Annotated in this window: 14 protein-coding genes; 10 read left to right on the top strand and 4 right to left on the bottom strand. The window is 63.5% G+C overall.

Annotated features, from left to right (window positions below; translation table 11 throughout):
- Positions 1-114: 114 nt before the first annotated feature.
- The 3 genes from trpB (at position 115) to accD (ending at position 3,241) form a co-directional block, all read left to right on the top strand.
- Positions 115-1,326: a tryptophan synthase subunit beta gene (gene trpB, locus ISS99_RS16055; RefSeq protein WP_204632579.1), complete on the top strand. Its 1,212-nt coding sequence runs from the start codon at positions 115-117 to the stop codon at positions 1,324-1,326.
- Positions 1,323-2,123 carry a tryptophan synthase subunit alpha gene (gene trpA, locus ISS99_RS16060; RefSeq protein WP_204632580.1) on the top strand — a complete coding sequence of 267 codons (801 nt, stop codon included), beginning with the start codon at positions 1,323-1,325 and terminating at the stop codon, positions 2,121-2,123. The genes trpB and trpA overlap by 4 nt, the downstream gene beginning before the upstream one ends.
- A gap of 248 nt (positions 2,124-2,371) precedes the next feature.
- Complete coding sequence (accD, locus tag ISS99_RS16065) at positions 2,372-3,241, top strand: acetyl-CoA carboxylase, carboxyltransferase subunit beta (RefSeq protein WP_204632581.1); 870 nt, start codon at positions 2,372-2,374, stop codon at positions 3,239-3,241.
- Positions 3,242-4,050: 809 nt separating this feature from the next.
- Here accD and ISS99_RS16070 read toward each other — a convergent pair.
- Together ISS99_RS16070 and ISS99_RS16075 are read right to left on the bottom strand one after the other, a co-directional pair.
- On the bottom strand, positions 4,051-4,623 hold the full coding sequence (locus ISS99_RS16070; protein ID WP_204632582.1) for a phosphatase PAP2 family protein: 573 nt from the start codon (positions 4,621-4,623) through the stop codon (positions 4,051-4,053).
- Positions 4,595-5,752 carry a glycosyltransferase family 4 protein gene (locus tag ISS99_RS16075; RefSeq protein ID WP_204632583.1) on the bottom strand — a complete coding sequence of 386 codons (1,158 nt, stop codon included), beginning with the start codon at positions 5,750-5,752 and terminating at the stop codon, positions 4,595-4,597. The genes ISS99_RS16070 and ISS99_RS16075 overlap by 29 nt, the downstream gene beginning before the upstream one ends.
- 176 nt (positions 5,753-5,928) lie before the next feature.
- Here ISS99_RS16075 and ISS99_RS16080 point away from each other — a divergent pair, with 176 nt between their 5' ends.
- The 7 genes from ISS99_RS16080 to ISS99_RS16110 all read left to right on the top strand — a co-directional run bounded on the left by ISS99_RS16080 (position 5,929) and on the right by ISS99_RS16110 (position 10,546).
- The gene (locus ISS99_RS16080; RefSeq protein WP_204632584.1) at positions 5,929-6,363 is read left to right on the top strand and encodes a DUF4399 domain-containing protein; all 435 of its coding nucleotides are present in this window, start codon (positions 5,929-5,931) and stop codon (positions 6,361-6,363) included.
- A 100-nt stretch (positions 6,364-6,463) separates the two neighbouring features.
- The gene (gltX, locus tag ISS99_RS16085) at positions 6,464-7,864 is read left to right on the top strand and encodes a glutamate--tRNA ligase (RefSeq protein WP_204632585.1); all 1,401 of its coding nucleotides are present in this window, start codon (positions 6,464-6,466) and stop codon (positions 7,862-7,864) included.
- Between the two features lie 54 nt (positions 7,865-7,918).
- On the top strand, positions 7,919-8,188 hold the full coding sequence (locus ISS99_RS16090; protein ID WP_204632586.1) for a hypothetical protein: 270 nt from the start codon (positions 7,919-7,921) through the stop codon (positions 8,186-8,188).
- 69 nt (positions 8,189-8,257) lie between these two features.
- The gene (locus ISS99_RS16095) at positions 8,258-8,716 is read left to right on the top strand and encodes a transcriptional repressor (RefSeq protein ID WP_425490483.1); all 459 of its coding nucleotides are present in this window, start codon (positions 8,258-8,260) and stop codon (positions 8,714-8,716) included.
- A 123-nt stretch (positions 8,717-8,839) separates the two neighbouring features.
- Positions 8,840-9,271 (top strand): MerC domain-containing protein, encoded by a 432-nt coding sequence (locus tag ISS99_RS16100; protein WP_204632587.1) that lies wholly within the window; start codon positions 8,840-8,842, stop codon positions 9,269-9,271.
- A gap of 71 nt (positions 9,272-9,342) precedes the next feature.
- Complete coding sequence (locus tag ISS99_RS16105) at positions 9,343-10,302, top strand: cation diffusion facilitator family transporter (RefSeq protein WP_204632588.1); 960 nt, start codon at positions 9,343-9,345, stop codon at positions 10,300-10,302.
- Between the two features lie 79 nt (positions 10,303-10,381).
- Entirely contained in the window at positions 10,382-10,546 is a 165-nt protein-coding gene (locus tag ISS99_RS16110; protein ID WP_204632589.1) for a 30S ribosomal protein THX, read from the top strand.
- 50 nt (positions 10,547-10,596) lie between these two features.
- Here the strand turns inward: ISS99_RS16110 and hutI are convergent, their stop codons facing one another.
- Together hutI and ISS99_RS16120 are read right to left on the bottom strand one after the other, a co-directional pair.
- Positions 10,597-11,811 (bottom strand): imidazolonepropionase, encoded by a 1,215-nt coding sequence (hutI, locus tag ISS99_RS16115; protein WP_204632590.1) that lies wholly within the window; start codon positions 11,809-11,811, stop codon positions 10,597-10,599.
- Positions 11,808-13,268: a chloride channel protein gene (locus tag ISS99_RS16120; RefSeq protein ID WP_204632591.1), complete on the bottom strand. Its 1,461-nt coding sequence runs from the start codon at positions 13,266-13,268 to the stop codon at positions 11,808-11,810. The genes hutI and ISS99_RS16120 overlap by 4 nt, the downstream gene beginning before the upstream one ends.
- Positions 13,269-13,290 lie beyond the last annotated feature (22 nt).

The raw sequence follows: 13,290 nt of genomic DNA on the forward strand, positions 1-13,290 counted from the left end.
TCTGACGAATGGTGGCCATCATATCGCTTTTTTATATGGTGGAATCGCGTTATTTTCTGCCATCTGATGGCTGCGGCCATCTGTGACTTTGGCTGTCAGTACAGGACTTGACCCATGCCCACGATCGAGGATTTCCAGAGCTGGCCGGACGCCCATGGGCGCTTCGGCAATTTCGGCGGGCAATACGTCGCCGAAACCCTGATGGCGCCGCTGGCCGAGTTGACCGAGGCCTATCTGCGCCTGCGTGAAGATCCGGAATTCCTGGCCGAGCTGGACCGCGACCTGACTCACTACGTGGGGCGTCCCAGCCCGATCTATCACGCCGAGCGGCTGTCCCGGCACATTGGCGGCGCGCGCATTCTGCTCAAGCGCGAAGACCTCAATCACACCGGCGCGCACAAGATCAACAACACCATCGGCCAGGCGCTGGTCGCCAAGCGCATGGGCAAGCCGCGCATCATCGCGGAAACCGGTGCGGGCCAGCACGGCGTGGCCAGCGCCACCGTTGCGGCGCGTTTCGGCCTGAAGTGCGTGGTGTACATGGGTGCGGTCGATATCGAGCGCCAGAAGATCAACGTGTACCGCATGAAGCTGCTGGGCGCCGAGGTGGTGCCGGTCACCTCGGGCTCCAAGACGCTCAAGGATGCCTTGAACGAAGCGATGCGCGATTGGGTGACCAACGTCGCCGACACCTTCTACATCATTGGCACCGTGGCCGGGCCGCATCCGTATCCGATGATGGTGCGCGATTTCAACGCCATCGTGGGGCGCGAGGCACGCGCACAGATGCTGGAGCAATACGGGCGCCTGCCGGATGTGCTGACGGCGTGCGTCGGCGGCGGTTCCAATGCGATCGGCCTGTTCCATGCGTTCCTCAATGATCGCCAGGTACGCATCGTCGGCGCCGAAGCGGCGGGCGAGGGCATTGCCAGTGGTCATCACGCCGCTTCGCTGGCCGCCGGAAGGCCGGGCGTACTGCATGGCAACCGCACCTACGTGTTGTGCGACGACAATGGGCAGATCACCGAAACGCATTCGGTGTCTGCCGGCCTGGACTATCCCGGCGTCGGCCCCGAGCATGCTTTCCTGAAAGACGCAGGTCGCGCCGACTATGTGGGTGTGACCGACGACGAAGCGCTGGAAGCTTTCCATCTGCTGGCGCGCACCGAGGGCATTCTTGCCGCGCTGGAATCGAGCCACGCGGTGGCGCAGGCGATGAAGCTGGCGCGCGAACTGCCCAAGGACGGCATCGTGCTATGCAACCTTTCCGGCCGCGGCGACAAAGACGTCCACACGATTGCCGCGCGAGAAGGAGTGCAGGTATGAGCCGAATCGACCGTCGTTTCGCCGCGCTGAAAGCCGCAGGCCGCACCGGCTTGATACCTTTCGTCACCGCGGGCGATCCCGCACCCGAGCACAGCGTGGCGCTGATGCATGCACTGGTCGACGCCGGCGCGGACCTGATCGAACTGGGCGTGCCGTTTTCCGATCCGATGGCCGATGGCCCGGTGATCCAGCATGCCAGCGAACGCGCCATCGCCCGAGGCGTGGGGCTGGCCGACGTGCTGGCCTGGGTGGCGGCGTTTCGCGAGCGCGACCGGGATACTCCGGTGGTGCTGATGGGCTATCTCAATCCGGTGGAAATCCACGGTTATGAGCGTTTCGCCGCCGAAGCTGCCAATGCGGGCGTGGATGGCGTGCTGCTGGTCGATTGTCCGTTGGAGGAGTCCCAGGTGCTCGCGCCTTTGCGCGCAGCGGGTTTGCAGCAGATCCTGCTCGCTGCGCCAACGACCGCACCCGCGCGTATGGCGAAGTTGTGCGAAGCGGCAGAGGGTTTCCTGTACTATGTATCGTTCGCCGGCATTACCGGGGCGGGGCGTTTGAGTACCCAGGATATCGCCGCACGCGTGGCGGATATCCGGTCTCACGCCAAGGCACCGGTGGCTGTGGGCTTTGGTGTCAAGGATGCGCAGAGCGCGAAGGCCATTGCAGGATTTGCCGATGCTGTCGTGATCGGCAGTGCGCTGGTCGAGCGGCTCGAAGGTTTGACCCACGTGCCGGACATCGTGGCAAGGGCGGGAGATTTTCTCCGCCCGATCCGCGCGGCGCTGGACGAAGCTTGATTTCTTGCTCTCCCTTTGAGGAGGGGGTAAGGGCGGGAAGCCGGGATTCGCGGTAATCCAAACAGGGAACGGTTGTGGGCCCGCGTGGTCCTACAGCTTGAACGAGGCCGGGTCGTCCTCGCCCTTTTTCTTTTCGGATCAGGCTCCATAGCAAAGCCTGGCCCGAAACGGCAAAGGGATGCGCGTTTCGTACGCGTGACCGGGCGCGCCGAACAGGCGGCGCTAGTTTCCAGATTGAGGCGTATGCAATGAATTGGCTGCAAAAAATCATGGCACCCCGCGCGCGGACGCAGAGTTCCGCGGCAGGCAAGGGCAAGGTACCCGAAGGTGTATGGGAGAAATGCGCAGGCTGCGGTGCGGTGCTGTACCGGCCGGAGCTGGAGCGCAATCTGATGGTGTGCCCCAAGTGCAGCCATCATCACGCGATCGGTGCACGCGAGCGCCTGCTGGCACTGCTCGATGAAGGCAGCGCGCAGGAGCATTGGGCCAGCATGGAGCCCAGCGACCCGCTCAAGTTCCGCGATTCCAAGAAGTACCGCGACCGCATCTCTGCATCGCAAAAGTCCACCGGCGAGAAAGATGCGCTGATTGCGATGAGCGGCAAGTTGAAGGACAAGCCGCTGATGGCGGTAGCCTTCGAGTTTTCCTACATGGGCGGCTCGATGGGTTCGGTGGTCGGTGAGAAATTCACCCGCGCCGCCGAACGCGCGCTCGCCGAGCGCAGTGCGCTGGTGTGTTTCTCCGCCAGCGGCGGTGCGCGCATGCAGGAAGCATTGTTCTCGCTGATGCAGATGGCCAAGACGTCCGCCGCGCTGGCGCGTTTGCGCGAAGCCGGCGTGCCTTATATCAGCGTGCTGACCAATCCCACCACCGGCGGCGTGTCGGCAAGCCTGGCGATGCTGGGCGACATCAATGTTGCCGAACCGAAAGCGCAGATCGGCTTCGCCGGTCGTCGCGTAATCGAGCAGACGGTGCGCGAAACGCTGCCGGAAGGCTTCCAGACCTCGGAGTTCCTGCTTGAGCACGGCGCCATCGACATGATCGTCGACCGTCGCCAGATGCGCGACAAGCTGACCGACGTGCTCGGCATCTTGCGCAAGGTGCCGCGGGCTGCGTAAGCACGCATCACGTGCGAGCAAAGAGCCGCCTTCGGGCGGCTTTTTTGTTTTTCTCCGTCGTTCGCCGCAGCGGGAGAACAAGCCGTGCGTTTTCCACAGCCCACGTGGACGACCTTTGGAAAAGCCTGTGGAAAAACCTTCTATGCAGTTGTGCCATCAACCACTTGGCACGCAATGATGAAAGTTTGCGCAGAAAGTGCGCGTAGTTTTCCACAGCGATTGTGGAAAGCATCCGGTAGAGCCTGTGGATAGGTGCGCTATGTCGTTGAGCGCAAAGCACGTGCGTACAGTGTGGCGTGCGAATGACCAGCACGCGAGCGCATCAAAATGCTTGCAATGTTGCCGTGCACGTGCGTGATGCGACATTGTTTTCCACAGCGGTTGTGGAAATCATTCGGTAGAGCTTGTGGATAGGTGCGCTATGTCGTTGAGCGCAAAGCACGTGCGTACAGTGTGGCGTGCGAATGACCAGCACGCGAGCGCATCAAAATGCTTGCAATGTTGCTGCGAACGTGCGTGATGCGACATTGTTTTCCACAGCGGTTGTGGAAAGTATCCGGTAGAGCTTGTGGATAGGTGTGCTATGTCGTTGAGCGCAAAGCGCGTACGTACAGTGTGATGAGCGAATGATCAGCACACGAGCGCATCAAAATGCTTGCAATGTTGTTGCGCACGTGCGTGATGCGACATTGTTTTCCACAGCCATTGTGGAAAGTATCCGGTAGAGCTTGTGGATAGGTGCGCTATGTCGTTGAGCGCAAAGCAGGTGCGTACGGCGTGACGAACGATTGATCAAACGCGCCGATGGATCAGGCCAGCCACTGCGGCGCGTCGTGCACCAGCCACAGCGAAAGCGAACCGAGGCCGCTGCCCACGACGATGGCCGCGAGTACGTCGCTCGGATAGTGCAACCCCAGGATGACGCGCGATGCGGCGACCAGCGCGGTGAAGGTCAGCAGCAGCGGCGCCAGCAACGGGTACCAGGCCAGCGCGACGATGGTGAAGCCCACGGCCTGCAGGGTGTGTCCGGAGGGGAAGCTGAATTCATCCAGCGGCGGCACATGCGCGATCACGCCGGGGCAGGTGCGGAACGGGCGCGGGCGACGCGTCCAACGCTTGAGCAGGCGATAGAGCAGCAGCGCCACCAGGCCGGTGACGGCCATGTGCGCGGCAGCTTCCAGGCCGCGGCGGCCATCGATCAGGGCCAACGCCGCCATCAGTGCATACCAGAAGATGCCATCGCCAAGCCGGCTGATGACGCCGAAGAACAGCCCCACGGCATGGCGTGCGCCCCAGCGGTTGGCGGCGATGCACATGCGCCGGTCGAAGGCGTGGCGCGGCAGCGCGACGGGATCAGGCAGGTGCGACGATGTGGCGCTCATGCTCGTTCTCCTCGACCAGTTGTTGCAGTTGATGTTCGAATTCGCGGATCACGGCGTCCGGCGAGAGCCGTTCCACGCTTGCCACGGCAGCGCTGCCCAGGTGGCGGATCAGGCGGATGTCGCTGGCTAGCGTGACCGCTGCTGCGGTGAACGCCTGCGCGTCGCCGGAGGCGATGCGAAAGCCGTTGACGCCGTCGATCAGATGCTCGCGCGCCGCGCCTTCGTTGTAAGCGACCACCGGCAGACCGGCGGACAGCGCTTCCAGAATCACGTTGCCGAAGGTTTCGCTCAGGCTCGGAAAGGAAAACATGTCCGCACTGGCGTAATGCGCGGCCAGTGCCTCGTCGCGCTTCATGCCCACGAAGATGAAATCTGGATGCGCTGCCTGCAGTGCTGCGCGTGCCGGGCCATCGCCCACCCAGACATAGCGCGCGCTCGGCGTTTTTTGCTGGATGGCGCGGAACGTCGATACCGCCAGGTCCAGGTTTTTCTCCGGTGCGATGCGGCCGACATACAACACCACCGGCGTATCGGCATCGACACCCCAACTCTCGCGCAGCGCGTTGTCGCGCCTGGACGGATGGAACAACTTCGTATCCACCGCGCGGCGCAGCAGGCGTGCGTGGTCCACGCCCATCGCCGCCAACTCGGCGGCCAGTGCGTCGGTGGGCACCAGGGTGATATTGGCGCGGCAGTGGAAGCGGCGCAGATAACCGTGCACTACCGGTGTCAGGAAGCCCACGCCGTAGTGGTTGGCGTAAGTGTCGAAGCGGGTATGGAAGCCGGTGGCGACGGGAATGCCCAACCGGACCGCCGTCTTCACCGCCGAGCGGCCCAGCGGGCCTTCGGTGGCGACGTAGATGACATCGGGGCGTTGTTCCGACCAGCGCTTGCGCAAGGTGCGCGGCGCAGGCAGCCCGAAACGCAGGCCGGGGTAGCGGGGCAGGGCCGCGCCGCGCGTTTCCAGGGCATGGATGCCGGGTTCGTCGACGTGGCTGGTTTGCTGGCGGGGACGGATCAGGTCGATCTCGTGGCCGCGTGAGGCCAGACCGGTAGCCAGACTGTGCACGGTGAGTGCGACACCGTTGATCTCTGGCGGATACGTCTCGCTGATGATGCCGATACGCATGGCGCATCCTCGTCTTGTACGGCGGTAGCTTGCGCCTGCGTGGTTTCGTACAGGTGGCGGTCAGGTGACAGGGCGGTTACGGGCGTGACGAAACGCTGAAATCTTGTCGCCAAGCCAACACCCGGTTGCGCTAGATTGCGCGAACCGGTCTTTTCCCTGGATCAGGAGACACGTCGATGAAACGTCTGTTGCTCGCCCTGGCACTGACTACCGCCGCCGGCTATGCAGTGGCCGCCGAGGCCCCCTCGCTGCCGGCTACCAAAGCCCCTGCCGGGGCCGAGGTCTACATCATCTCGCCGCAGGACGGGGCGACCGTCCCCCAGACCTTTACCGTTCGGTTCGGGCTCAAGGGTATGGGCGTGGCGCCTGCGGGCGTGGTGCGCGAAGGCACCGGGCACCACCACTTGCTGGTGGATGTGAAAGATCTGCCGCCAGCCGGCCAGCCGATCCCCAAGGATGCGCAGCACCTCCATTTCGGCGAGGGCCAGACCGAAACCACCCTCAAGCTCACCCCGGGCACGCATACCTTGCAGCTCGAACTGGGCGATTCCAATCACATCCCGTTCGACCCGCCGCTGGTGTCGAAGCCGATTACGGTGCACGTGAAGTAACCCCAAAGAGGACGAAAGCTCCCCGCTTCCTCTTGGGAGGGGGAGTTTGCGCGCGGTATCGGTTAAAATTTCCCGTTCTGTCCCGGCGCATCTAGAGATCATGACCGTCCGCACCCGCTTCGCTCCCAGTCCCACCGGATTCCTGCACATCGGCGGTGCGCGCACCGCGCTGTACTGCTGGCTGGAGGCGCGTCGCCGCGGCGGTGAATTCCTGTTGCGCATCGAGGACACCGATCGGGAGCGCTCCACCGATGCCGCCGTGCAGGCCATTCTCGATGCCATGCAATGGCTGGACTTGAGCGCCGAAGGCACGCCGATCTACCAGACCCATCGCCTGGCTCGCTACAAGCAGGTCGCCGACGAATTGCTGGCCGCCGGCAAGGCGTATTACGCCTACGAATCCAAGGACGAGATCGAAGCCATGCGCGAGGCCGCGATGGCGCGTGGCGAAAAGCCCCGCTACAACGGCTACTACCGCGATCGCAACGAGCCGTACCGCGACGACCCCAACCGCGTCATTCGTTTCAAGAATCCGCTGGAAGGCTCGGTGGTGTTCGAGGACAAGGTGAAGGGCCGGGTGGAGTGGGCCAACACCGAGCTGGACGATCTGGTGATCTTCCGCTCCGACGGCTGGCCGACCTACAACTTCGCCGTGGTGGTCGACGATATCGACATGGGCATCACCGAAGTGATCCGCGGCGACGACCACGTCAACAACACGCCGCGCCAGATCAACATCTATCAGGCATTGGGCGCCAAGGTGCCGGAGTTCGCGCATCTGCCGATGATCCTGGACAAGGAAGGCAAAAAGCTTTCCAAGCGCACCAATTCGGTAAGCGTCATGGAATACCGCGAGAACGGGTTCCTGCCGCACGCCATTCTCAACTATCTGGTGCGCCTGGGCTGGTCGCATGGCGATCAGGAAATCTTCTCGCGCGAGGAGATGATCAAGCTGTTCGACGTCAGCGACGTCAACAAGGCCGCTTCGCGCTTCGATACCGAAAAGCTGGAGTGGCTCAACCAGCACTACCTGAAGACCGACGATCCGCAGGTGCTGGCGGCGGAATTCGGCTGGCATCTTGCCCGTGCGGGCATCGACGCAAGCAAAGGCCCGTCGCCGGCCGACGTGATCGTCGCTTTGCGCGATCGCGTGCACACGCTGAAGGAAATGGCCGAGCGCGCAAAGATATGGTACGGCCCGATCACCGAGTGGGACGACAAGGCCGTTGCCAAGCACCTGAAGAACGACAGCGCCGTCGCGGTATTGCAAGCCGCGCGGGAGTTGCTGGCAACGTGCGCATGGAAGCCCGAGCCGATCCATCAGGTGATCGAACAGGTGGCTGCCAAACTCGAACTCGGCATGGGCAAGATCGCGCAACCGCTGCGCGTGGCGATGACCGGTGCGCAGGTGTCGCCGTCGATCGACCACACGATTTATTTGACGGGGCGGGAGATCGCGCTACAGCGCATCGATCACGCTATCGCGCTGGCGCAGGGGTGATGGCCGCGAATCGGCAATCGCTTTCGCCGTCCGCGGTTGTTAACGATTTCCGCCATGGATGAATTGCTGGCCAAGGCCACCCAAGGTGTCGATCCGGATTCGCCCGGCGCATTCTTCCGGATCTTCCTCAACCTGATGACCATGATTCCCTGGAACGAACTGTTCTGGTGGAATCTGGCGTTCGTCGCCGTGGGTGCTTTGCTCGGCTGGTGGCGCGGGCGCTTGTTGGCGGGTATTGTCTGGGCACTGGTATTGGGGCCGATCGGCTGGATTATCGTGCTGCGAGCCCCCAGATCGGCCAGGCCGCCACCGTTGCCGCGCTGAATGGTCGGTAGCGGGGTGTATGATTTCGAGGAAGAGGTGATCAAGTTGAGCAACGGTTCTTCCGTCAAGGTGCACGCCCACCATCATCACGATAGCCCCAAGGATTTCGTGGCCGCGGTGGAACATGCCAGCGAAGAGCGAGGTCTGCGCCTGACCCCGCTGCGCAAGGAAGTGCTGGAACTGGTCGCCGCTGCCGGCAAGCCGGTCAAGGCCTACGATCTGCTCGATCACCTGCGCGAACGCCACGGCAATGCCGCCCCGCCCACGGTTTATCGAGCGCTCGATTTCCTGCTCGAGCACGGTTTCATCCACAAGCTGGAATCGATCAATGCCTTCGTGTCCTGCCACCATCCGGCCGAAGCGCATCAAGTGCCGTTCCTGATCTGTGACGTCTGCTCCAGTGCCCAAGAGGTGTGCGACGAGCGCGTGGCCGAGCTGATCGAAGCGCAGGCCAAGGCCTTCGGCTTCCGCCCCCAGGCGCAATCGCTGGAAGTGCACGGCATCTGCAAGAACTGCCGCAAGGCCTGACCGCTTTCGCTCCGTCCGAAGGGGGATCGGAGACGGCTTGCGTCCGCGGGTACTGTGTTATATTGTATCAATTCGTCCCGCCGGCCCAACCGGCATCACTCCGCCTGGTGTAGTCCCCTCCCTATGGATTCCACGCCAACGCCGCATACCTCCCGCTGGTGGAATGTGGCGGACCGTCTCGGTGCAACCGCATCGTTTCTCTGCGCGATTCACTGTGCAGCGTTGCCGTTCGTGCTGGCCATCCTGCCGCTGCTGGGCCTGACTTTCCTGGCCGATCACGCTTTCGAGCGCGGTTTCGTGCTGTTTGCCAGCGCGCTTGCCTTGTTTGCACTGGTCAACGGTTATCGTCGCCATCATCGCGCGTTGCCGCTGCGATTGGCGCTGCCCGGGCTGGCCTTGCTGGTGATGGGCGTGACCTTTGCAGAAAATTTCTCGATCGTGCTGCACAGTGTCATGGTGACGTGCGGCGGGTTGCTGGTCGCCAGCGCTCATTTCGTGAACCTTCGTCTGGATCGTCAACACGGGCACGAGCACGGCCCGCAGTGCGCGCATTAAGCGCCTGTCGACGATCGCTTTCCGTTGCGCAGTGATTGTGTAACGGCCCCTCAGCTTCCTAGCATTGCCGCATGAATCACGCGCATAGCCACGCCTGCGATCAACACGATGGTCATTCCCACGAAGCGGGAACGGTTGGCCGCGAACGCAAATTGCTGATCGCCGTCGTACTGACCGCAAGCATGATGCTGGTGGAAGTGGCTGGCGGCTGGTGGTCGGGCTCGCTGGCGCTGATTGCCGATGCCGGTCACATGCTGGTCGATTGCGCGGCGCTGATTTTGGCCTTGCTGGCCGCGCGCATGGCGCTGCGTCCTGCCGATGCACGACGCACTTACGGCTATGGGCGCATGGAAGTGTTGGCCGGTTTCGTCAATGCGCTGACGCAATTCGTATTGGTCGGCTTCATCGCCTACGAAGCCATCGAACGCCTGTTCAAACCGGTGGAAATCCTTTCCGGGGTAATGCTCGGCGTGGCAACCGTGGGCCTGCTGGTCAACCTGGTCGTGCTGCGCAGCCTGCACGGTCATTCGCACGATGACGTGAACATCGGCGCGGCCAGCCTGCACGTGCTGGGCGATCTGCTCGGTTCCGTCGGCGCGATCGCCGCTGCGTTGCTGGTGCGCTGGATGGGTTGGAACTGGGCCGATCCGGTGCTTTCGCTGCTGGTGTCGCTGTTGATTCTGCGCAGTGCCTGGAGCCTGTTGCGTCGCTCAACCCACATCCTGTTGGAAGGGGTTCCCGAAGGCATGGACACGCAGGAAGTGGAAACGGCCTTGCGCGGTTCGGACACCGCCATTCGCGACGTGCACCATCTGCACATCTGGCAGCTTGCTTCCGGTTCGCGCATGGCCACTTTACATCTGGAGCTGCATGAGCAGTCGGAAGGCGCGCGAGCCCTGGCCGCCGTGAATCGCACCTTGATGGAGCGTTTTGGCATCCGCCATGCCACGGTGCAGATCGACCCGGGCGATTGTCCGGATGGCACCCCGGGCTGCAGCGCGCATCCGCCGAGTGCCTCTCACCGCCATTGAGCCGCTCCGGCTTGCGCTTTGGCCTGCCACTGCTAGGATGGCTGACCGTCCACACGTATTACGATTTAAGGAGTTTCCAATGGGTAAGGGCGATCGCAAGACCCGTCGCGGCAAGACCTATCGTGGCAGCTACGGCAACAGTCGCGCGCACTCCGCGCAGCCGGCAGTGGCTGGTGCCAAGGCGACCGTGACCAAGACGGCTGCCGTGAAGAAGGCCGCCGCGCCGAAGAAAAAGTCGGCCTGAGCCTCGAGCTCGCCGCGCAAAAGCCCCCGCTTGCCGGGGGCTTTTTGTTTTCAGCGGGCGACGCCGCCCAGCCAGGCCTGGCGCACCAGCCCGCCGCCGATCCAGTAGCACAGTTCGGCTGGCTGCCTGACGTTCCACACCACGAAATCGGCGCGCTTGCCCACGTCCAGCACGCCGCGATCGGACAGCCCTAGTGCGCGTGCCGCATTCACGGTGATGCCGCGCAGCGCTTCTTCCGGCGTCAGGCGGAACACGGTACACGCCATGTTGGCCGCCAGCCGCAGCGAAAGCAGGGGAGAGGTGCCGGGATTGCAATCGGTGGCGATGGCGATGGGTACGCCGTGCGAGCGCAGGGCATCGACCGGCGGCAGCTTGGTTTCGCGCAGGGCGTAAAACGCGCCCGGCAAAAGTACCGCCACCGTGCCGGCACGGGCCATCGCCTGGATGCCTGAGTCACTGAGGTATTCGAGATGATCGGCAGACAGGCCATGGAATTCGGCCACGAGTGCTGCGCCGTCGAGATCGGACAATTGCTCCGCGTGCAGCTTCACGCGCAAACCCAGTTGCTGGGCGTGCTCGAACACGCGCTGGGTTTCCGCACGGCTGAAACCGATGCCTTCACAGAAGGCATCCACGGCATCGACCAGGCCTTCGCTGGCCAGCGCGGGCAGCAGCTCGTTGCACACCAGGTCGACGTACTCGCCGCGCCGTTCCTTGTATTCCGGAGGCAGGGCATGCAAGCCGAGAAAGCTGGTCCGCACGTTCACGCCCAGCGTTTCGCCGATGCGGCGTGCCACGCGCAGCATGCGCCGTTCCGTTTCCAGATCCAGCCCATATCCCGATTTGATTTCCAGCGTGGTGACGCCATCGGCCAATAGCGCGCGTGCGCGCGGCAGCGATTGCGCCAGCAGTTCATCCTCGCTTGCATGCCGCGTAGCGCGCACGGTGGATACGATGCCGCCGCCGGCACGGGCGATCTCCTCGTAGCTGGCGCCGTTGAGGCGCAAGTCGAATTCCTGCGCGCGATCGCCGCCGAATACCAGATGCGTGTGGCAATCGATCAGGCCCGGGGTGACCAGGGCGCCGTCGAGGTCGTGCACTTCCCGCGCCGTCGCGATCGACGCCTCCGGCAGGTCGCGCATGGCGCCGACCCAGGCGATCTTCCCATCCAGGCAGGCCAATGCCGCATCGGTGATCAAGCCGTGGCTGGCTTCGCCGACAAAGGTGGCGAGCGAGGCGTTGGTCAGCAATACATCCCAATTCATGACTTCGATTCATCCCTTGGCACGTGGGTGGGCACTACCGGTTCGCCATAGGCGCTGATGGCGTCGGCGGCTTCGTCCAGATCCTGATCTTGCTGGTCTTCATCGACGCGGGCGGCTTGCCCTTGCTCGAAGTCGCGGATCATGCGTTCGGCGAAATCCTTGTAGACCGGCGTGGGGCACAACGTCGATGCAACGGCACGAGCCAGCAGACAGGCGGCCATGATCGGTATCACCATGGCCTGGTTGTTGGTGAGTTCCATGGCAATTACGGCCGAGGTGAGCGGCGCGCCAGTGACGCCGGCGAGATAGGCGCTCATGCCGAGCAACACCACTGCCGCTTCGGGAGCATTCGGCAAAAACTGCGCGATGTTGTGGCCCAGGCCGGCGCCTACGGCCAGCGCCGGCGAGAAGATGCCGCCAGGAATGCCGGCCCAATACGACACCACGTTGGCCAGCAGTTTCGCCACACCAAAACTGTGCCCCGGAGTGACCGCTGCGTCCTGCACGAAAGCGCGCGCCTGCACGTAGCCGGTACCGTAGACGGCGTTGTGCGAAAGCACGCCAAGCACGGCCAGCGCGAGGCCGCAGCCGACCGCGAACCACACCGGAGAGCGGTCGCGCAAACGCCCGAGGGCCGCCAGCGGTCCGCTGCGGCTGAGCAGGATCAGGCGTGCGAACAGGCCCCCGGCCAAGCCGCAGATCACGCCGCATGCCAGCACGGCCAGCCACGCATTTCCGAGCGGCAGGCTGGTCTGCACCGTGCCGAAATAGGCGTAATTGCCCAGGAGACCCAGCGATACCACGCCGCCGACGAACACTGCGGTAAGCAGCAGGCCGCTGAAGCGGTGCTCGAAGGTGCCAGCGAGTTCTTCGATCGCGAAGACCACGCCGGCCAGTGGCGTATTGAATGCCGCGGCGATACCCGCTGCACCGCCGGCGAGAATGAAGCGCGACAACGACGTAGGGTCGGTGAAACCGAAGCGACGCCCCAGCCAATGCATCAGGCCCGCGCCGACGTGTACGGTCGGACCTTCGCGACCGATCGAAGCGCCCACGGTCAGCGCAAGCAAGGTCAACGCCATTTTGCTGGCCGCGATGGGCAGGGCAAGCATGCGCGAACGGAAATCCCGGTCTTCGATGTGGATCGTCGCAATCACCTGCGGAATGCCGCTGCCGCGCGCTGCGCGCAACTTTCCAGCTGTCACCCACGAGAGCAGGCCGAACACGATCGGCGTGAGGATCAGTGGAATCCAGACACCGTGCGCCAGAATGCGCAGGAACAGGCCATAAGCCCAGTCACTGGCTTTGGCGAACAGAATGGCCGCCAGCGCCACCAGTACCGCGCCGCTCCACAAGGCGATGCGCCGTTTCCATTGGTAGGGAGCGAAAAACTCGTGGCCGAGTACGGCCCGCAGCCGCGGGTTGGAGTCGTTGGCGGGGGAGGGCTCGTTTGACATGGCGCGATTATGGCAGATCGCC

The organism is Dyella mobilis (assembly GCF_016904945.1).
GTDB lineage: Bacteria > Pseudomonadota > Gammaproteobacteria > Xanthomonadales > Rhodanobacteraceae > Dyella_B > Dyella_B mobilis.